The sequence below is a fragment of the Salisediminibacterium halotolerans genome, assembly GCF_003814815.1.
GTDB classification, from domain to species: Bacteria; Bacillota; Bacilli; order Bacillales; family Salisediminibacteriaceae; genus Salisediminibacterium; species Salisediminibacterium halotolerans.
The window spans coordinates 224650-244527 of sequence record NZ_RKQQ01000001.1 but is presented as its reverse complement, the minus strand read 5'-3'; the positions used below and the strand labels follow the sequence as shown (position 1 = coordinate 244527).

Annotated in this window: 12 protein-coding genes; 10 read left to right on the top strand and 2 right to left on the bottom strand. The window is 44.9% G+C overall.

Annotation, left to right across the window (positions count from 1 at the left end):
- Nucleotides 1-6 precede the first annotated feature (6 nt).
- The 6 genes from EDD67_RS01140 (at nt 7) to EDD67_RS01115 (ending at nt 13486) form a co-directional block, all read left to right on the top strand.
- Nucleotides 7-1050 carry a CapA family protein gene (locus EDD67_RS01140; RefSeq protein ID WP_121439347.1) on the top strand — a complete coding sequence of 348 codons (1044 nt, stop codon included), beginning with the start codon at nt 7-9 and terminating at the stop codon, nt 1048-1050.
- 35 nt (nt 1051-1085) lie between these two features.
- A complete protein-coding gene (locus EDD67_RS01135) occupies nt 1086-2741 on the top strand; it encodes an ATP-binding protein (RefSeq protein WP_121439346.1) in 1656 nt (551 codons plus the stop codon).
- A 245-nt stretch (nt 2742-2986) separates the two neighbouring features.
- On the top strand, nt 2987-6742 hold the full coding sequence (locus EDD67_RS01130) for a peptidoglycan-binding protein (RefSeq protein ID WP_158638175.1): 3756 nt from the start codon (nt 2987-2989) through the stop codon (nt 6740-6742).
- Between the two features lie 125 nt (nt 6743-6867).
- Nucleotides 6868-10995 (top strand): peptidoglycan-binding protein, encoded by a 4128-nt coding sequence (locus EDD67_RS01125; RefSeq protein ID WP_121439344.1) that lies wholly within the window; start codon nt 6868-6870, stop codon nt 10993-10995.
- A 129-nt stretch (nt 10996-11124) separates the two neighbouring features.
- On the top strand, nt 11125-12504 hold the full coding sequence (locus EDD67_RS01120; protein WP_121439343.1) for a sugar transferase: 1380 nt from the start codon (nt 11125-11127) through the stop codon (nt 12502-12504).
- Nucleotides 12505-12535: 31 nt separating this feature from the next.
- Nucleotides 12536-13486, top strand: coding sequence for an NAD-dependent epimerase/dehydratase family protein (locus EDD67_RS01115; RefSeq protein WP_121439342.1), 951 nt, complete (start codon nt 12536-12538; stop codon nt 13484-13486).
- Between the two features lie 23 nt (nt 13487-13509).
- Here EDD67_RS01115 and EDD67_RS01110 read toward each other — a convergent pair whose 3' ends face one another.
- Together EDD67_RS01110 and galU are read right to left on the bottom strand one after the other, a co-directional pair.
- Complete coding sequence (locus EDD67_RS01110; protein ID WP_093072861.1) at nt 13510-14496, bottom strand: LCP family protein; 987 nt, start codon at nt 14494-14496, stop codon at nt 13510-13512.
- An 88-nt stretch (nt 14497-14584) separates the two neighbouring features.
- Nucleotides 14585-15463: a UTP--glucose-1-phosphate uridylyltransferase GalU gene (galU, locus tag EDD67_RS01105; protein WP_093072860.1), complete on the bottom strand. Its 879-nt coding sequence runs from the start codon at nt 15461-15463 to the stop codon at nt 14585-14587.
- Nucleotides 15464-15666: 203 nt separating this feature from the next.
- Between galU and EDD67_RS01100 the strand changes: the two genes are divergently transcribed.
- The 4 genes from EDD67_RS01100 to EDD67_RS01085 all read left to right on the top strand — a co-directional run bounded on the left by EDD67_RS01100 (nt 15667) and on the right by EDD67_RS01085 (nt 19798).
- Nucleotides 15667-16977: an LCP family glycopolymer transferase gene (locus tag EDD67_RS01100; protein WP_121439341.1), complete on the top strand. Its 1311-nt coding sequence runs from the start codon at nt 15667-15669 to the stop codon at nt 16975-16977.
- 190 nt (nt 16978-17167) lie between these two features.
- Nucleotides 17168-18037: an N-acetylmuramoyl-L-alanine amidase family protein gene (locus tag EDD67_RS01095; protein ID WP_158638174.1), complete on the top strand. Its 870-nt coding sequence runs from the start codon at nt 17168-17170 to the stop codon at nt 18035-18037.
- A gap of 222 nt (nt 18038-18259) precedes the next feature.
- On the top strand, nt 18260-19561 hold the full coding sequence (locus EDD67_RS01090) for an N-acetylmuramoyl-L-alanine amidase family protein (protein ID WP_121439339.1): 1302 nt from the start codon (nt 18260-18262) through the stop codon (nt 19559-19561).
- Nucleotides 19562-19594: 33 nt separating this feature from the next.
- A complete protein-coding gene (locus tag EDD67_RS01085) occupies nt 19595-19798 on the top strand; it encodes a YwbE family protein (RefSeq protein ID WP_093072856.1) in 204 nt (67 codons plus the stop codon).
- The last annotated feature ends 80 nt before the right edge of the window (nt 19799-19878 follow it).

Sequence of the window (19878 nt, the reverse complement as noted above, 5' to 3'; positions counted from 1 at the left end):
TAAGTTATGAGTGAAAAGAGAGTCAAGTTAGGAGCAACAGGAGATATATTGCTTCATTCCAGGCTTTATAATCAAGCCAAAACATCAGCAAATGGATTTGATTTTCGAAAGCAGCTTGAGGCTGCTGAACCTTTATTTCAATCAAGTGACTTAACTGTTGTCAATCAAGAATCATTAGTTGCAGGTTCTGAAATCGGTCTTTCGAGTTTTCCAAAATTCAACAGTCCTGTCGAAATTGCTGAGTTATTAAAAGAATACAACGTTGACTTAATAAACTTGGCGAATAACCATGTGCTTGATAAAGGAGAAAAAGGCCTAAATAAGTCGTTAGAGAATTTGGATAAGTTAAACTTACCTTACATTGGAGCGTACAAGTCGGCAAAAGATAAAAATACGATGCGGATTTTTCAAAAGAATGGATTGAGGATATGTTTTCTGTCATTGACAAAAAGAATGGCAGGTATGAAGGTCCCGCCGGGAAAAGAATATATGCTGGATTACTTTGAAGAGAACGATGTTTTGAAGCCGGCAAAATTTTTAAGAAAATTGAAGAAAGATAATGTTGCAGATGTATTTATTATATCTATTCATTTTGGTAAAGAATATCACCGTTACCCGACCTCTGATCAAAAAGAGATTTCAGCAACCCTCTCTGACGCGGGGGCGGACGTTATTATTGGACATCATCCTCATGTTCTTCAACCCCCTGAGTATATAACGAATTCAAAGGGCAAGAAGACGTTTGTAATGTATTCTTTAGGCAACTTTTTTACGGGACAAGAAGGTTTATACCGGAAGATCGGTGCTTTTATGAATTTAGACATTGTAAAAAAACAAGAAGAGCCCAATGTGGTAATAACAAATCCTAAACTCCAATTAACTATGGTCGACCCTTATGATAACAAAGATTATAAGTTAGAGTTGTTAGAAAATGTTGTGACAAAATTAGACAACATAAAAACACCTGACGGAACTTTTGCAACAAGGGAAGTTTATGATGAACTAATTAAGCATTTAACTTCAAGCGAACCAGATATTGAAGTTAGATAAAATTAAATAGCTAAGAAGAAAAGGTGATGTGAATTATGAATGAGAAAACCTTACTTCCACAACTGGAAGGCTCAGTGCCTTTAAGCGCAAATGGTTACACGTTAAGTATGTACAGTGTTACTTTAGAAGCTTGGAGAAGAGGGCTTCAAGTTACATTTGTAAACAATAACCGGAGAAAATCCGAAACTGAATATATTATTTCAGATCATGATAAAGAATATTGGTTTACAGTAGCACGGGGGCCAAGTGTTTCAAAAGAAGCAATTCAGACATGCATTCATAAAGATAAAACAAAGAAAACTTTAGATGAATATGGTGTAGAAATCCCTAAAGGTAAGATATTTGAAAATAATGAAACTCTCGATGATATTCATCTCTATTTGAATGAGATTGATTTTCCGATTGTATTAAAGCCTTCTGACGGCACAGGTGGTGCTGGAGTTATTGCAAATATAAAAACAATTGAAGAATTTAATGATGCGTATCATTACGTGACGCATGATTTAGGTTTCAGTAAACTTATTGTTGAAAAATTTCATGATGGAGAAGACCATCGTCTGTACGTGATGAATGGCCGTGTCATCGGTGCCTTTAAAAAAGAACCGGCAAATGTAATCGGAAACGGCAAAGATTCAATAAAAAAATTAGTTAAAGCAAAAAATGAACTTCGTACCTCAACGCCTGCTATGAGTAACCGGCCGATTGAGCTGGATAAAGAAACAGATACTATTTTAAAGAGCAAAGGCTACACGTTAGATACGATTCCATCTGAAGGCGAGTTTGTTTATTTAAAAACAAAGAACAATGTGTCTTCAGGTGGCGATCCAATTGATGTGACAGATGAAGTGTCAGAAAAAATGAAAAATATTGCGGTTAATGCTGCGAAAGCAATACCTGATCTGGTTCATTGTGGCGTTGATATGATTATCAACTATCAAGAAGATACGGGTGTCGTGCTAGAGGTTAACTCACGACCGCATATTACAGCCCATTTATATCCGATGAGAGGGAAATCTCGAGATATTCCTAAAGAAATTATCGACTACTATTTTCCTGAAACATCGCAGAATTATAATCTTACAGGACCTAATGTATATTACGATTTCGGTTCTGTTCACAACTTATTTACACAAGGGACTTGTAAATACTTCACTCTTCCTGATTATCCCGGCGGAACGGTATCAGGAGTGCGGTATCGTTTAACAAACAAGCTAAAAAAATCAGATTATAACCGAATAAAAACTGTGGCTCTGAACAATAAAATTCATGGTTATATAAAAACATTACAAAATGGAGAAATTTCCATAGTAGGAATAGGTAATAAAAAGAGGTTGGATAACTTTGGTGAATCACTGCGTCAGCGGTTTCCAGAAGTAACATTTAAATCTTACGATTGGAACAAGCCGATTATTGCAGGGTTTCATATTGATTATAAGGAGCCGAAGCATTCCTCTAGTGATACACCTGAGCATATTAAAAAATTAGATAAAATTGACAAAACTAAGGATGGTTATTTTCCTGTTGAATATGATGGTCCGGAAAAAGTAAAAACCAATAAAAACAAAAGCAAACAAAAAAGTTCAAAGATTACTCAACAAAATGTAAATAATAAAACGAATAAAACGAAAGTCAGTTATATTTTACGAACACTACCTCGTCCAATAAAATCTTTAGTCAAAAAAATTAAATGATAAACTGATCATTATCTGAGACAAGTTTATAGACAAGAATTTGGTAAACATTGCTTGAACTATTGGTTTAAGCAATGTTTACTATTAACAAAGCAAATTAGTTTTAATATTACGTCGCAAAAGGGTTTAATAGACTAATTGAACCTTTTTTCTATTTCTCCTTGATTTTTTATTGAAATAAACAGATAATGACAATTGTGAATGTCAAATAAAAAAACATGAAAAAGTGTAAAGGGAGAAGGCTTATGAACCCAAAATTACATAAAGTATTATCAAGCACGATCGTGTTGACTGTGGCCTCAGGTGTTGCAGGGACAGCGGTTCAAGCAGAGGACGGATCAAATAACGACCAAAACCAAGAAGAGACTTCATCAGAAAACGAGGCGTCGGAGGACGAACAAGTCTTCGAACTCGGCGATGAAGATGAACAGATCTCAGAGCTGAAAGAAGACTTACAAACGCTTGATTACGGACCATTCGAAGAAACAGATGTATACGATGAAGAGACAGAAGAAGCTGTGACTTCCTTTCAGGAAGATCACGAGCTGGAAGTGACCGGTGAAGCGGACGAAGAGACAGTAACGCTTGCCGAAGAGCTTGCGGAAGAAGCTGTATTCGTCCAAGGGGATGAAGCAGAAGAGATTGCCGAATTAAAAGCCAATTTAACAGCGCTTGAATACGGCGATTTAGATGATTCGAAGCTTTATGATGAGGCGACCGAAGAAGGAGTTTATAGCTTGCAGGCAGACGAAGACGAACTGGAAGCTACGGGAGCAGCTGGAGAAGCTACACTGAACCTCGCGGAAACGTTAGCGGTCGAGGTTGAAGCGGAAGAGAACGAAGAAAATGAGAGCAATGAGCATGAAGACCATGAAAACGATACGGAAAATAATGAGGATACTGACGAATCTGCCGAGGACGAATCAGCGGATGAAACAGACGATGCAGATAATGATGTAAATGATGACGAAGAAGCAGAAGAAATTGACAATGAAGAATTGGAAGAAGATGAAGAAGCAGCTGACGAAGAAACGGCTGAAGACAACGGCGAAAATGAGGTCACGATGTTCGGTGTGCAGAACAACGACACGAAAAAAGAGAAGGATGAAGAGGAAGACATCGACGGTCTTCAAGACGGCGACCACGATGATCAAGCGATTGTTGTGAAAGAACACTTGGAAATCCTCGGCTACGGCTCATTCAGCGGAACGACGTATTACGGTCCGCAAACGACGTCGGCGGTAGCGAGTTTTCAGGCTGACCAGGAAGGGTTAGAAGAAACCGGGGTCGCCGATCAGAAAACCCAGGATCGTTTAAAAGAGCTTGCGGAAAGTCCGCTTCGTGACGGGATGTACCGTGAAGATGCAGTAGAAGTGAAGGAGCTATTGGAAGAACTTGGTTTTGGTTCTTTCAGCGGAACGACGTATTACGGCCCACAAACAACGGCAGCGGTCAAAGCTTATCAAGAGCATTACGGTGAGAACGTGACAGGTGAAGTCACGTCAACGACCATGGCAGACATGGCTGATCGTGCGAAGAGCGTGATTCGAGACGGCGACCGTGATGACCGGGCGGTGGACTTAAAAGACCATTTGGAAATTCTCGGCTACGGTTCGTTTAGCGGGACGACATATTACGGTCCGCAGACGACGGCGGCGGTAGCGAGTTTTCAGGCTGACCAGGAAGGGTTAGAAGAAACCGGGGTCGCCGATCAGAAAACCCAGGACCGTTTACAAGAGCTTGCGCAAAGTCCGCTTCGTGACGGGATGTACCGTGAAGATGCGGTAGAAGTGAAAGAGTTGTTGGAAAAACTCGGTTTTGGTTCGTTCAGCGGAACGACGTATTATGGCCCGCAAACAACGGCAGCGGTCAAAGCGTATCAAGAGCATTACGGCGAGAACGTCACCGGTGAGGTGACATCCTCAACGCTCACGGAAATGGCCAATCGGAGCGAGAGTATACTTCAAGATGGTGATTATGACGACCGCGCTGTTTCTTTAAAAGAACACTTGGAGGTCTTGGGTTACGGTTCATTTGCCGGAACAACGTATTACGGTCCGCAGACATCAGCGGCAGTGGCACGTTTTCAAGCATCCGAAGAAGGTTTAACGGAAACAGGAAATGCAGATCGCAAAACAATTGAACGCTTGAAAAATATGGCTGAAGGCCCATTAAATAACTCGATGTACAGGGAAGATGCGATAGAAGTGAAAAATTACTTGGAGCAGCTCGGTTTTGGCTCCTTTAACGGGACAGATTATTACGGCCCGCAAACTGCTTCAGCTGTTAAAAGGTATCAAGAACATTATGAGCTTGAAGTCACAGGATCAGTATCTAAGGAAGCGTTGGCGGGTATGCAAGAACGAGCTGAATCAATTTTAAGTAACGGCGATCGTCATGAATCAGCAATCCCCGTAAAATCGCATTTAGAAATTCTCGGTTACGGTTCATTCAGCGGGACGACGTATTACGGCCCGCAAACTACTGCAGCAGTCAAAGCATTCCAAGAGTCAGAAGACGGGATTGCAGCAACAGGTATGGCGAACGAACGAACACAAGAACGGCTGAAAGCGTTGGCTGAAGGGCCGTTACGTAATGGCATGTACCGCGAAGATGCGGTCGAAGTGAAAGATCTTTTACAAGAGTTAGGGTTTGGCTTGTTTAGCGGTACGTCATACTTTGGACCGCAAACGGAAGCGGCTGTGCAAAACTTCCAAAATCATTATGGTTACACGATTGATGGTGAAGTTTCTGAAGAAACATTAGTTCATTTGAATGAGGAATATGTTAATACTTTGTCCAACGGTGACCGTGCAGACTTGGCAGTGAAAGTAAAAGAGCATTTAGAAATTCTTGGATATGGTTCATTTAGCGGAACGACGTATTACGGTCCGCGAACAACTGCAGCAATAAAAGAATTTCAGTCAGACAATGATCTTTATGTCAACGGGATCGCTAATCCAACAACTGTTGAATTGTTGGAAACGCTCGCGGAAGCAGAAGAAGATGTTAGTTTAGGTATTGTTACTGCCTCTTCAGCATTAAATATGCGTACAGCTCCGAATACATCCGGCAAGGTCATTAACCAACTCCCTCGAGATACAGTTGTCGAAATTCTGAGTACAGAAGATAATGGCTGGCACCGCATCAGGTTTGACGATGAGGAAGGTTACGTATCTGGAAATTTCATTGAGGAATATATTGAAATCGAGGGCATGAATACGGGGCAGGTTGTCGTAAACTCCAGATTGAACATTCGTTCAGAGCCGCGAAGCGGTAATTCAAATACGATCATAGACAGTCTCAGCTCAGGAACAGATGTTGAAATCATTGAAACGATAGAAAATGTCGGTTCTCAAACTTGGCATCAGATCAGGTATGGAAATGGTCAATTAGGGTATGCCAATGCGGGCTACATTCATTTAGATACAGGTGAAGGTGTAGCTGGCGGCCCTTTAGCAGGGAAAACAGTATATTTAGATGCCGGTCATGGCGGGCCTGATCCAGGTGGTACAGCTAATGGATTGTTAGAAAAAGAAATTGCTTTGGATGTGAGTCTTCGCGCTGAACAAGCGCTGAGAGAGGCTGGGGCCAATGTAGTTATGGCGAGGCGGTCAGATTTTTATCTGACTCCTGGTCAACGGGCTTTTCAATCGAACAATTCAGAAGCGGATATTTTCGTAAGTGTTCATGCGAATATCTTTAACGGTGAAGCTAACGGGACAGAAACGATCTGGCACTCAGGCCATGAAAGTTCTAATAGCGAGCGTCTTGCGCATAACTTGCAAGATGCAACTGTTTCAGCACTGAATACTAATTATCGTCGCGTTTTTGAACATAGTAGAACCATTACAGTTGTGGAACAGAATGAAATTCCAAGCGCACTATTGGAACTTGGTTTTATGGATCATGCCGGTGATGCAGAAAAATTAAGATCAAGCAAATATCGCGATAAATCAGCAGAGGCCATAACGAACGGTGTATTAAATTATTTTCAGTAGTTATAAAAAAACCTTCAAGCGGAACAACTGCTTGAAGGTTTTTTTTAATGTTCGGTTGATTTCAGCTGGATAAAAATAGATAATAGATATTAGGTATTAGAATAACTAATTAAAGGAGAGCGATTATGAACCCAAAGTTACATAAGGTATTATCAAGCACGATCGTGTTGACTGTGGCCTCAGGTGTTGCAGGGACAGCGGTTCAAGCAGAGGACGGATCAAATAACGATCAAAACCAAGAGGAAACAACATCAGAAAACTATGAGGAGGAAGAGGAAGGCGAACAAGCCTTCGAACTCGGCGATGAAGATGAACAGGTCTCAGCGCTGAAAGAAGACTTACAAACGCTTGATTACGGACCACTCGAAGAAACAGATGAATACGATGAAGAGACGAAAGAAGCGGTGGCAGCTTTTCAGGAAGACGAAGAGCTGGAAGTGACCGGTGAAGCGGATGAAGAGACAGTGAAGCTTGCCGAAGAGCTTGCGCAAGAAGCTGTATTCGTCCAAGGGGACGAAGCGGAGGAGATTGCTGAATTAAAAGCGAACTTGACGGCGCTTGAATACGGAAACTTGGACGATTCGAAGCTTTATGACGAGGCGACGGAAGAAGCGGTTTATACATTTCAGGAAGATAAAGAAGAATTGGAACCCACGGGAGAAGCGGGACAAGCTACACTGAACCTCGCGGAAACGTTAGCGGCCGAGGTCGAAGCTGAGTTTGAAGATGAAGCGAATGAAGAAAATGAGACCGATGAGCATGACGATCATGAAAACGATACGGAAAATAATGACGATACTGACGAATCTGCCGAGGACGAATCAGCGGATGAAACGGACGATGCGGACAACAACGTAAATGACGATGAAGAATTGGAAGAAGATGAAGAAGCAGCTGAGGAAGAAACGGCCGAAAACAATGGCGAAGAAGCGGCGGATGATGACAGCGAAAATGAGGTCATGATGTTCGGTGTGCAGAACGAAGACACGGAAGACGAGGATGATGAAGAGGAAGACATCGACGGTCTTCAGGACGGCGACCGCGATGATCAAGCGATCGTTGTGAAAGAACACTTGGAAATTCTCGGCTACGGCTCGTTCAGCGGGACGACGTATTACGGTCCGCAGACAACGGCGGCGGTAGCGAGCTTTCAGGCTGACCAGGAAGAGTTAGAAGAAACCGGTGTCGCCGATCAGAAAACCCAGGACCGTTTAAAAGAACTTGCGCAAAGTCCGCTTCGTGACGGGATGTACCGTGAGGATGCGGTAGAAGTGAAAGAGTTGCTGGAAAAACTCGGTTTTGGTTCGTTCAGCGGAACGACGTATTACGGCCCGCAAACAACGGCAGCGGTCGAAGCGTATCAGAACTATTACGGCGAAGATGTAACCGGTGAAATGACAGAATCGGGCATCGCAAACATGAATGAACGTGCAGAAGCGGTGATTCGCGACGGCGACCGCGATGATCAAGCGATCGTTGTGAAAGAACACTTGGAAATTCTCGGCTACGGCTCGTTCGGCGGGACGACGTATTACGGTCCGCAGACGACGGCAGCGGTAGCAAGTTTTCAGGCTGACCAGGAAGGGTTAGAAGAAACCGGGGTCGCCGATCAGAAAACCCAGGACCGTTTACAAGAGCTTGCGCAAAGGCCGCTTCGTGACGGGATGTACCGTGAAGATGCGGTAGAAGTGAAAGAGCTGTTGGAAAAACTCGGTTTTGGTTCGTTCAGCGGAACGACGTATTACGGCCCGCAAACAACGGCAGCGGTCGAAGCATATCAGGACTATTACGGCGAAGATGTAACCGGTGAAATGACAGAATCGGGCATCGCAAACATGAATGAACGTGCAGAAGCGGCGATTCGCGACGGCGACCGTGATGAGCGGGCGGTAGACCTAAAAGAACACTTGGAAATTCTCGGCTACGGCTCGTTCAGCGGGACGACGTATTACGGTCCGCAGACAACGGCGGCTGTGGAGCGTTTCCAAGAGGACTTAACCGGCGTTGAAGCGACTGGAGTTGCGGATGAACAATTGTTACAACGAGCAAAAGAGCTGGCTGAAGGTCCATTGCGTGAAGGTTTATATCGTGACGATGCGGTAGAAGTAAAGGAGTATTTAGAAAAACTCGGTTTCGGCTCGTTTAGCGGAACGGATTACTACGGTCCGCAAACTGCTTCTGCTGTTGAAAGATATCAGGAACATTATGGTCTTGAAGTCAGCGGGACGGTTGATGAAAATATGCTGAAAGAAATGAAAAACCGTGCTGAAGCAGCATTGAGCGATGGTGATCGCGATGATAGAGCGGTAAATGTCAAAGAAAATCTCGAGATTCTCGGTTTTGGTTCATTTGGCGGAACAACATATTACGGTCCCCAAACAACAAAAGCTGTCAAAAAATTCCAAGCTGCTGAAGACAGTCTTAATGAGACAGGCGTAGCTGATCAAGCAACGCAAGATTTGTTAGAAGAACTGGCCCAGGGACCGCTTCGAGAAGGAATGTATCGTGATGACGCAGTCGAAGTCAAGGAACTGTTGACAAACATTGGGTTAGGTTCCTTTAGCGGTACGACTTACTATGGTCCGCAGACAGCAGCAGCTGTTACAGAATTCCAAGAGCTTTATGACTTAGACGTAAACGGCGAGGTCAATGAGGCTACGAAAGAATTACTTGAGGAAATGGGTGACGTCGAACTGGAAAGAGGTGACTCCGGTGAGGCGGTTGAAGAACTAAATAATGATTTAAATCAGTTAGGTTTTAGAGACTCCTCTGAAGGTGTAACGTTTGATGACTCGACAGAGAGCGCCGTGATGGATCTGCAAGAATACTACGGCTTGGAAGCGTCCGGTGAAATTAATCGGGCAACTAGAGAAAAAATCACTGAGTTGTTAACTTCACCATACAGTCTTGGAGATGCTGATTATGAAGGAGTAGTTAATTTAAAAAATAAATTAGAGATGATAGGGTATGGTTCGTTTAGCGGAACGACATATTACGGTCCTCAAACAACAAGTGCGGTAGAGAATTTCCAACAAGATCAAGGACTAGTGGTCAACGGAATCGCAGACGAACCTACACGTGAACGTATGGATATGATCTTGAATGTTGAAGAAGGGGCAGTTGTAAGGCCAAGAAACTCTGAGAGCAGGGAAGGGACGCTGAATATTTATAGTGACTCATCTCTAGGGAACGCACAGACTTACATCACATCGAATGCTGACTTTGGCAGTGAGTTGAACTTGGTAAGTATGACAGAAGACTATATTGAAGTCAGTTACGCTGGCACGACAGGATACGTTTCTGTCGGAGAATTTACCGTTCTTCCGGAATCAATAGCTGCAGGCCAAAGAAATTATTATCAAGCACAAGAAGGTCTTCTTTATCATCGGATTTATGAAGGATTAAATCAATACCATGGAAGTTATCAATACGGAAAGGCGCCATCGTTTTTAAATGAAGAGGACGAGTACTACAGTGAAGATGGCAGCGAATTTACTGATTCATACGGTGATACAGTCGGCGAAGCTGAGCAGTATTTTAATATGCTTCATGTTCGGACAGAATCGAATTATTCTGCGGAAGAACTTGACGAATTTATTAAGAATAATCTCAGAGAATCAGGTAGTGTATTAGAAAATACCGGAGAGTATTTTGTTGAAGCGCAGGAAGAGACGGGGATCAATGCCCTGTTTATCCTAGGTACAGCTATTCACGAGAGCGGTTGGGGATACAGCGAAATTGCTCAAGATCATTACAATTTATTTGGCATTAACGCTTCAGATGAAAATCCTTATGGAAATGCAAATAGTTATTACTCCGTTGAAGATAATATCATGGATTTTGCGAAAAATTATATTTATGATGGCTATGCGCATGTAGATGATTGGAGATTCAGCGGTTCCGTGCTGGGTAATAAAGGCCTTGGATTTAATATACGATATGCATCGGATTCTTATTGGGGTCAAAAGATTGCCGGTCATATGTATCGAGCCGACCGTCAGCTCGGACAAAAAGACCTCGGTCAATACGAGTTGGCAGAGACAAATACAAGCGGAGTCTCCATTTATGAGGAACCAAGTTCATCAGCCAATGTAGCTTACACGCTGAACAGTTCTGAAATACCGGTTGCTATTAAAGAAGAGGTGTCCGGTGACAACGGTTCTAGCTGGTATCGCATCAGCTCAGATCATAAAGATTACGATGATGTTTATGTTGAGAGTTCGAATGTGCAAATGCTGAATGTTGCAAATTAAATGTTTGAATGGCCTGCTGAAAAGCAGGTCATTTTTTTCATTACCAACCTCCTTCGAGCATGATATAATAACATCAGCTATGTGTGCTTTCAGACATAAAAAGGGAATTTTAGAGAGGTTGGGTCGCAGATGACAAATATGGGGGAGTCAAGAAACCACCGGCTGTTTTTAATTACGGCGGACTTGCTGCTCGTATTGATTGCTTATATCAGTGCTTTTTACGTGCGCTATTTTGATTTTCCCGGCCGCAACTGGGATGCGTTTATCTCGTTGCTTCCGTGGATCTTATTAATTGCGCTGTTTTTTATTGCCGTTTATGAACTGTACTCATTGGATCAAAAGCATCAAATCAGCGATATCATGCGCAAGACGATCGTTGCGGTAGCGATGATGACATTTTTAACGATGGCTGCGTCGTATTTGTTCCGCGAATTCGCGATGCCGCGTTCGGTTGTTTTAATCGCCAGCGTGTTTTCTGTCGTCTTGATTGTTGTATTTAAGACATTGTATTTGAAAATCACCCGCGGGAAAGTTGTCGGGCGTGTCTTGTTAATCGGAAATGAGCACAACCTCAAAAAAATGACGAACAAAATTAAGCACCCGATGCTTCGCGGCACGAAAGTAATTCATGCGCACGGAACGGATGCGATCGATAAAATCGATCATCTGTTGCAGCGATCCGATTATGCGGTGCTGTGCACGGACATCTCCAAAGAAACGAAATCGCAAATTATTTACCACGCGATGGAACGCAATAAAAATGTTTACGTTATTCCGACGCTCTATGAATTGCTCCTGCAGCGGGCAGCAACCTCGCCGCTCGAAGATACGATGGTCATGGGCGTCAAACCGTTCGGCCTGACGTGGGATAAAGTGTTTGTTAAACGGGTATTGGATATTATCGGCTCCGGGCTGCTCATTTTGCTCGCTTCACCTGTGTTTGCATTTGTTGCGGTGATCGTGAAGTTAGAAGACCGCAAAAGCGAGATTATTTTCAAACAAGAACGGCTCGGGAAAAACGACAAGCCGTTTATGATGTACAAGTTTCGTTCGATGATCTCCGGGGCGGAAAATCAAACCGGCCCTGTGCTCGCTTCCGCGGATGACGACCGAATTACGAAAGTCGGCCATTTCATCCGCTCGACGCGTCTCGATGAGCTGCCGCAGCTGATCAACGTGTTAAAAGGCGATATGTCGCTGGTCGGGCCGCGCCCGGAACGCGAGTTTTTCACGAGGCAGCTGGCGCAAAAGTATTATCATTACGGCTACCGCAACCGCGTAAAACCCGGTGTCACCGGGTACGCACAAGTGATGGGCAAATATTCGACCGAAGTGGAAGACAAGCTGCGCTTCGACTTATACTACATCCGCAATTACAGTTTATGGCTTGACGTGGTAATTTTGTTGAAAACCTTCTTAGTGATTTTCGAAAAGTCAAAATCTGAAGGCACGTCGGCCGAAGATGAAGAAGGCTCTTCGGAAGAAGACCGGTCATCGATGAATTATTAACGGATTTCTAAGCGGAAGGGGCTCTGATCCTATGGATAAAGTATTAATCAGCGGCGGTGCGGGGTTTATCGGTTCACACATGACGGCCGCTTTATTGGATGCCGGTCATCAAGTTGTCGTGTTGGACGATTTATCGACCGGGAAACGCTCCTATTTGCCGAAAAATGAGAATTTAATGCTTGTTGTCGCGGATATCCGCGATCCGATGAGCGTTCGCGAAACATTCGGCCACCATCCGGACATCGAACAAGTGATTCATTTTGCCGCCCAAAGCAATGTCAGTGTGTCGCTGGCGAATCCGTCAGATGATGCGGAAACAAACATTATCGGTACGATTCATTTGCTTGAAGAAGCGCGGCGTCATGATGTGAAAGCGTTCGTTTACGCTTCTTCGGCTGCGGTTTACGGCTTGAAAAATGAGCTTCCGATCGCTGAAAATGCAGAAAAAACACCGACCTCGCCCTACGGCGTGTCAAAATTGTCTGCTGAGCATTACGTTGAGGCAACCGGCCGCCTTTACGGAATGAGTACCGGCTGCTTTCGTTTTTCGAATGTTTTCGGCCCCCGGCAAAGCGCAGCTCCGGAATCCGGTGTCATATCGATTTTCATTCATAAACTGATGAACGGCGAAACACCTGTTGTGTACGGCGACGGTGAACAGACGAGAGACTTTATTTACGTCGATGATCTCGTTTCCGGTCTAACGGCATTTCTTAATCAGGCTAAAAAAAACACAGAAACAATACACTCGGTATATAATCTCGGCACGAACACTGAGACGTCGATCAATGAAATGATCAGTGTGATCGACCGCGTGTTGGCGACCTCTTCAGTCCCTTCGTATCGGCGAGCAAGAAGCGGCGATATTCCTTTCAGCCGGCTTGATAACAGTAAAATGATCGAGGAATTGGCATGGGAACCGCTAACGGATCTCGAAGACGGAATTCGCAAAACGATTGCCTATTATAATAAAAACGCCTGAATGCTCAGCATTCAGGCGTTTTGTTACTCTGCGGCATAGGAAGCACCGGTTAACTGTAAGTGTTGTTTAAATTTGTCTGAAACTTCCTCGCGGGATGATTCGTAGATTTGGTAATAATAGACACCGTTTATCGTCGTATCCTCCCCGTCGAAGCTGAATTGGTCAATGTTATTCAGTTCGCCGGCGTAACCGTGCATGCTGATAATCTGGCTGAAGCGCAAGTTCGTGCTTAAGTTGTCATCGAGCGCATCGACGAAGGAATTAAACCGGGTCAGCGTCTGCAGCGAGGAGACTTCATGCATTAACGCTTCAAGGACATCTTTTTGCCGGTCGCCGCGGCCGAGGTCGCCCCGCGGATCATCTTTTCGCATCCGCACATACGCGAGCGCTTCTTCACCGTCCAACGTTTGTCTGCCTTCAGCGATTTCGACCGTTCCGTACGTTGCGTTGTCTGTATCGGCAATATCCATCGGCACGTCCACAGTGACGCCGCCCATCGTATCGATAATATCCATAAAGGCATCGAAATTCAAGGAAATCACGTAATCGATCGGGATGTCGAGGTATGATTCAACCGTTTCGATCGTTAAGTCGACCCCGCCGTAAGCATGAGCATGGTTGATTTTATCTTCGCCGTATCCGGGGATCGGTACACGTGAATCGCGCGGAATATTCAGCATCTGAACTGAATCGTCTTCCGGATTAAAGGATGCAAGCACCATCGCATCGGTGCGGCCGCTTAAATCGCCGTCACGCGAATCGAGGCCGAGAAACAATACAGATACCGGATCATCGGAAGGGTTGATGCTCATTTCGCGCAAATCGGATTGATTTCCGCGGTTTAACTCAGTTTGGTTATCGGATGTCACTTGCTGGAGTGAAAAGCCAATGTAAGCAATCCCCGATCCTGCTAATAGTATGAAACCGATAAATGCCAACAGGGCCAGTTTCCATTTGCTTTTCCGGCGCGGACGTTCCCGCCGTTCGCTGCGTGAATAGTTTTCGGTCATAGTGTCCCCTCCATAAAGGTAGCAATGAATTCTTACATATAGACGTGAAACGTCAAAGAAGGTTTCACGTCTATATAGGCAAGCGCGATTATTTTTTCGCGAGTTTTTCGATATAAGCGCGCACGTCCGCTGATAAATCTTTGCGCCTAAGCGCAAAATCAACCGTTGCTTTGATGAAACCGAGTTTATCGCCGACATCATAACGCTGTCCGCTGAACTCGCAGGCGAGGACGATTTGCGATTCATTCAGCACTTTGATGGCATCTGTCAGCTGAATCTCATTACCGGCACCGGGAGGCAAATCGTTTAAGATTGAAAACACTTCCGGTCTGAGAATGTAACGCCCCATGATCGCATAGTTTGAAGGAGCTGTGTTTCGCGGCGGTTTTTCAATCAAGTCATCGACATGAATAATGCCCGGATCTATTTCCGCGCCTTTCGGGGCGATGATGCCGTATTTATGAGTCTCGTCAGCGGGAACTTGCTGCACCCCGACGACAGAAGAGTGGTAGCGGTCAAAGACATCGATCAGCTGTTTTAAACAAGGTGTTTTTTCCGGATGAACAATATCATCGCCGAGCAAAACAGCGAAAGGCTCGTCGCCGATGAAATGTTCCGCGCAGCTGATTGCGTGACCGAGGCCTTTCGGTTCTTTTTGCCGGATGTAATGGATATTGGCCATATTAGAAATCGACTGCACTTCTTGAAGAAGACTGTGTTTGTCTTTTCTGCGCAAGGTTTCTTCTAATTCATACGACACGTCAAAATGGTCTTCAATCGCCCGTTTGCCGCGGCCGCTGATAATGATGATATCTTCGATGCCGGAAGCGACAGCTTCTTCAACAATGTATTGGATCGCAGGTTTGTCGACAATCGGGAGCATTTCTTTCGGCTGGGCTTTTGTGGCCGGCAAAAATCTTGTGCCGAGACCGGCAGCAGGGATGATGGCTTTTTTCACTTCAGACATAATGAATCCCCTTTGTTTTCTGACATTATGTCTTATATTTTACCTTATTTCGTCAAACTGTTGGGCATGAATATCGAAGATTTGATAAATAGAAAAAACTGCTTTACCCGGTACTGGGAATTCGCTAAAATGTACAGTTGAGACTGCCTATAATTTGTCTGAATATGTAAAGATAAAACCGACTTAAAAGGAGCACGCTTTATATGGGAATGTCCCGTTATAATGATAAAAAAACAACGAAGCCGCGGAAGAAACGAATTTGGAAAATTGCATTGCTGGCATTTTTGCTTGTGTTTGCTGTCGCCGGCGCCGGACTTGCTTACGTCATGAATCAAGTGTCGTCAGTAGCTGAAAGCACCCAGCAAGAGCTCGAGAGAGGAGAGCGTTCGGAGTACCGCGATGTGGACGTTGATCCGCGCGAAGATCCGGTTTCTGTTTTATTTCTCGGACTGGATACGCGGGATGGAGATTTAAGCGGTTTGACGGATGCCATGATTCTCGTGACGTTCAATCCCGATGATGAAAGTGTGAAGATGCTCAATATACCGCGGGATTCGCTCGTTGACATTCCGGGGCGGGCGCAGACAGATAAAATCAACCATGCCCATGCTTTTGGCGGCATCGATTTAACGCTGGATACGGTGGAAGGACTTTTAGATGTGCCGGTCGATTATTTCGTATCTGTCAATTTTGATGCCTTTATGGAAGTGGTTGATGAAGTCGGCGGGATTGATGTCGACGCGCCGATGGAAGTCAGAGATACGGATAACGCCACGTACGGTGAAATCGTCATCCCGAAAGGCGAACAGACGCTTGACGGCGAAGAAGCGCTTGCTTACGCCCGGATGCGCAAACACGATCCTGAAGGGGATATCGGCCGCGGGAAGCGGCAAAAAGAAATTATTGAATCGTTAATTCACGAAACGGCAAATGTCAGTAATTTGACCAGTTTTCAGCCGCTTTTGGATACGGTGGAAAGAAATACGGAAATGAATATCGATTTCGATACGATGATGTCGCTTCATCATTATGCTGACAGACTGGCAGAAATTGAGTCATTGAACCTCGATGGATCCGGAATGATGCGCGATGATATTTATTATTATCAGCTTGATGAAGAGTCGCTTCATGACACGAGGCAGCGCTTAAAATTGCACTTGGAAATGATCGATGAAGCGGAAGAATACGCCCCAGAACAAGCGCCGGCTGAACATGAGCAGGTTCCGGAAGAAGCGCCTGTTGAAGAAGAACCTGTGGAGCAAGAACCCAACTCGGAATGGGAAGAAAATGAAGAACAAGAACAATGGAATAATGCCGGCGGGCAAAATGACGGGTATGAAGAGAATTATGACGGCGGAGCGGAAACGGAAGAAGCGCCGCAGTCAAATAGCGAACAGCAGCCAGGCGGACAAGAACAACAGCCGGCGGAGAATGGCGGGTTGAATCAGCACAACGAACAAGCCCCCGCTGAAGAGGACAACAATGCTTACGACGAAGAAGTTCATGATTGGTAAGAAGACTCGCAGATCTCTTTCTGGTATGCCAGAAAGAGATCTTTTTTTGTCGTAAGATTGCTGAAATAAGAGTGAAATTGAGTTGGGTTTCGTTATTCAGTTGTCATGTAATCACTTGAACGTATATTATTTCCAATCAAACTTGCTATTTTATGGAAGTTATATTAAACTGACAAGGATGATATTGGAAATGAAAGCGGGTGATTCGTTGTTCCGTCATGTAAAAATGCTATTTATCAGTGCAATCGTTGTCGGCTTATTCATTTTATCTTTGGCATACAGTTTTAATGATCATCAAGGTTCTAGAGATGCAGAAGCAAGTGTAGCGCCGGAATTTGCCGCGGGGCCTGACATGCAGTCATTTATGCTCGGCGCGATGGCAAGGGGAAAAGATATTTCGGTAGTGAATGATCAAGGCGCTTTTTATGAGGTGGCTATGCAAGGGGAAACAACAACTATTCTCGGATCCTATGCTGACATCGCGATGCAAGAAGCTTCGCCTTTTGTCGACGGGGCTTTGAACGGTATGACTATCTATGTTGACCCCGGTCACGGCGGAGCTGATCCTGGTGCGATTGTTAATGGAGATATTCATGAAAGCGAGTTGATGCTCGATATCGGTTTACGCCTGGAGGAATGGTTAATAGATGAAGGTGCATTTACAAAGTTGAGCCGTCGAGATGATTCGTTTGTCGATAACGATGATCGGGTCGCTGATTCGAAAAAAGTCAATGCAGATGTGTTTATCAGTCTGCACGCGAACACATACGGCAGCTCTTCTGTTCACGGCACAGAAGTATACTTTAATCGAGATGCCTATCCGGAGCAAAGTGAACAGCTGGCTGCCGATATTCAGCATACTCTGACAGAAGACAGCGGTTTTGCAAATCGGGGCATTCGTGCCGAGGAGCTGAATGTAATTGAACATCCGCATATGCCGTCTGTTTTAGTTGAGATCGGTTATATGACAAATGGTGAAGATCTTGAAAAACTTAAAAACGGGCAAGAGGATATCGTTGCTCGTCTGGCGAGCGGCATTGTGCGTTATGCGGAGCAATAATCGGTTCATTTTTAACGAAGTCGAAATACCTATAATTCATCTATAACATTAGTTGAATACTGAATTGAAGGAGGATATACCTCCTTCTTTTTTTAATCCGCCTCGAAAAGTCTGAATGAGAGCAGGTTGTATGGGGGATCAATCTGTATTAGACTGGGAAAACAATAATTGTTCATTTTGAAAAACAAATACAAATAAAACTGCTTATGCGGAGGTGCTTCTATGAAAAAAATGAAATGGACGGCTGCAGCCGGGTTGTCGGCTGTATTTGTAACCGGTGCAGCTATGCAAGTCAGCGGGCAAGGCGAAGCGGAAAAAGGTGAAGTATCGGCAGGTTCATTGTTCGTCAGGGACTCCCCGTCATTATCCGGTGAAATTATCGGCGGTGTGTCAAATGGCGATGGTGTTGATATTACAGCAACGGACGGCGACTGGTATGAGATTGAGTATAACGGTACAACAGGTTACTCGCACGGCGATTACATAGATGTAACTCAGTCCGCCGGAGATACGGAAGCCGGCGAGTCAGCGGACGGGAGCGGAACAATCACAGCCGCGTATTTAAATGTTCGGGAGAACGCCGGAATGAGTCATGCGATTATCGGCGTATTGAACGAAGGGGACGAAGTAGCGATTGAAGGGTCAAGCGGTTCGTGGTATGAGATTGAGTATAACGGTACAACAGGCTACATAGGTGAATCGTACGTTGAAACGGACGGAACGAGCGGCGAAGAAAGCAGCAGTGCACCGGAAAGCGGCAGTGAAGGTGAAGTCACAGCAACAAGTTTGAATGTTCGCGCTGACAGCGGTAATACCGCATCAATCATCGGCGGTTTGTCAAATGGTGAAACGGTCTCGATCGAAGGGGAGAACGGTTCTTGGTATGAAATTGATTATGCCGGCACCGAAGCGTATGTACACGGCTCATTTATTGATACGGCAGTCAGCACTGGCGGCGGAGATGAAGCGTCGGCATCAGGACCGTTAGATGGTTACAAAGTATATGTTGATCCTGGCCACGGCGGGATCGATCCGGGCACAACAGAAGCGTCAAGTATTACGGAAAGCGACTTAGTGCTGGAAATCAGCCGATCATTTCAAGCCGAATTGGAAGCGGCCGGCGCGGATGTGGAGATGAGCCGGACGGACGACTCGTATGTCGCTAACTCGCAGCGTGTAACAGATGCTTCGTATTCAGGAGCTGATCTGTTTGTCAGCGTGCATGCCAATTCCTTTTCGTCCAGCTCTGTGAGCGGAACAGAAGTGTATTACGATAGTAATGCCTACGGATCTGAAAGCAGTGAGTTGGCAGACGCTTTGCTGACAGGTTTGACGCAAGGAAGCGGTTTTGCGAACCGCGGAACGCTTAATCAATCGTTTGAAGTTCTTCGTCAAAACGATATGCCGGCTGTCCTGGTTGAAGCAGGTTTTATGACGAACCAAAGCGATTTAAATGAGATGGAGAATAATCCGGAAGGCGTCGCGGGTTCTATGGCGGACGGCGTCATTGATTATGTTGACTAAACCTGCAGCAAAAGCAGGGAGGAGAGATGACAGATGACAGGAAGCAAGCGGGCGGACATCCGTCCGGGCGTAAAAGTACGTGTTGTGCAAAAGCAGCACCAACGCTCAGGGCAGCTGACGGAAGGAACCGTCAGTCAGCTGCTGACAAAATCAGCGACGCATCCGCACGGTATTAAAGTCCGTTTGACGGACGGCACCGTCGGGCGGGTGAAAGAAGTACTGACTGAACCGGAATAACATGGGGAAAGGCTGCCTTTTTGGCAGCCTTTTTTTCTTGACGAAAATAGAGGCTAAAGCCTTAATTTAATTTCGAACCA

What these genes read in the sequence shown, in the direction of transcription:
- EDD67_RS01140 (WP_121439347.1), top strand. Translation starts at nt 7, where the DNA reads ATGAGTGAAAAGAGAGTCAAGTTAGGAGCAACAGGAGATATATTGCTT.
- EDD67_RS01135 (WP_121439346.1), top strand. Translation starts at nt 1,086, where the DNA reads ATGAATGAGAAAACCTTACTTCCACAACTGGAAGGCTCAGTGCCTTTA.
- EDD67_RS01130 (WP_158638175.1), top strand. Translation starts at nt 2,987, where the DNA reads ATGAACCCAAAATTACATAAAGTATTATCAAGCACGATCGTGTTGACT.
- EDD67_RS01125 (WP_121439344.1), top strand. Translation starts at nt 6,868, where the DNA reads ATGAACCCAAAGTTACATAAGGTATTATCAAGCACGATCGTGTTGACT.
- EDD67_RS01120 (WP_121439343.1), top strand. Translation starts at nt 11,125, where the DNA reads ATGACAAATATGGGGGAGTCAAGAAACCACCGGCTGTTTTTAATTACG.
- EDD67_RS01115 (WP_121439342.1), top strand. Translation starts at nt 12,536, where the DNA reads ATGGATAAAGTATTAATCAGCGGCGGTGCGGGGTTTATCGGTTCACAC.
- EDD67_RS01110 (WP_093072861.1), bottom strand. Translation starts at nt 14,496, where the DNA reads ATGACCGAAAACTATTCACGCAGCGAACGGCGGGAACGTCCGCGCCGG.
- galU (WP_093072860.1), bottom strand. Translation starts at nt 15,463, where the DNA reads ATGTCTGAAGTGAAAAAAGCCATCATCCCTGCTGCCGGTCTCGGCACA.
- EDD67_RS01100 (WP_121439341.1), top strand. Translation starts at nt 15,667, where the DNA reads ATGGGAATGTCCCGTTATAATGATAAAAAAACAACGAAGCCGCGGAAG.
- EDD67_RS01095 (WP_158638174.1), top strand. Translation starts at nt 17,168, where the DNA reads ATGAAAGCGGGTGATTCGTTGTTCCGTCATGTAAAAATGCTATTTATC.
- EDD67_RS01090 (WP_121439339.1), top strand. Translation starts at nt 18,260, where the DNA reads ATGAAAAAAATGAAATGGACGGCTGCAGCCGGGTTGTCGGCTGTATTT.
- EDD67_RS01085 (WP_093072856.1), top strand. Translation starts at nt 19,595, where the DNA reads ATGACAGGAAGCAAGCGGGCGGACATCCGTCCGGGCGTAAAAGTACGT.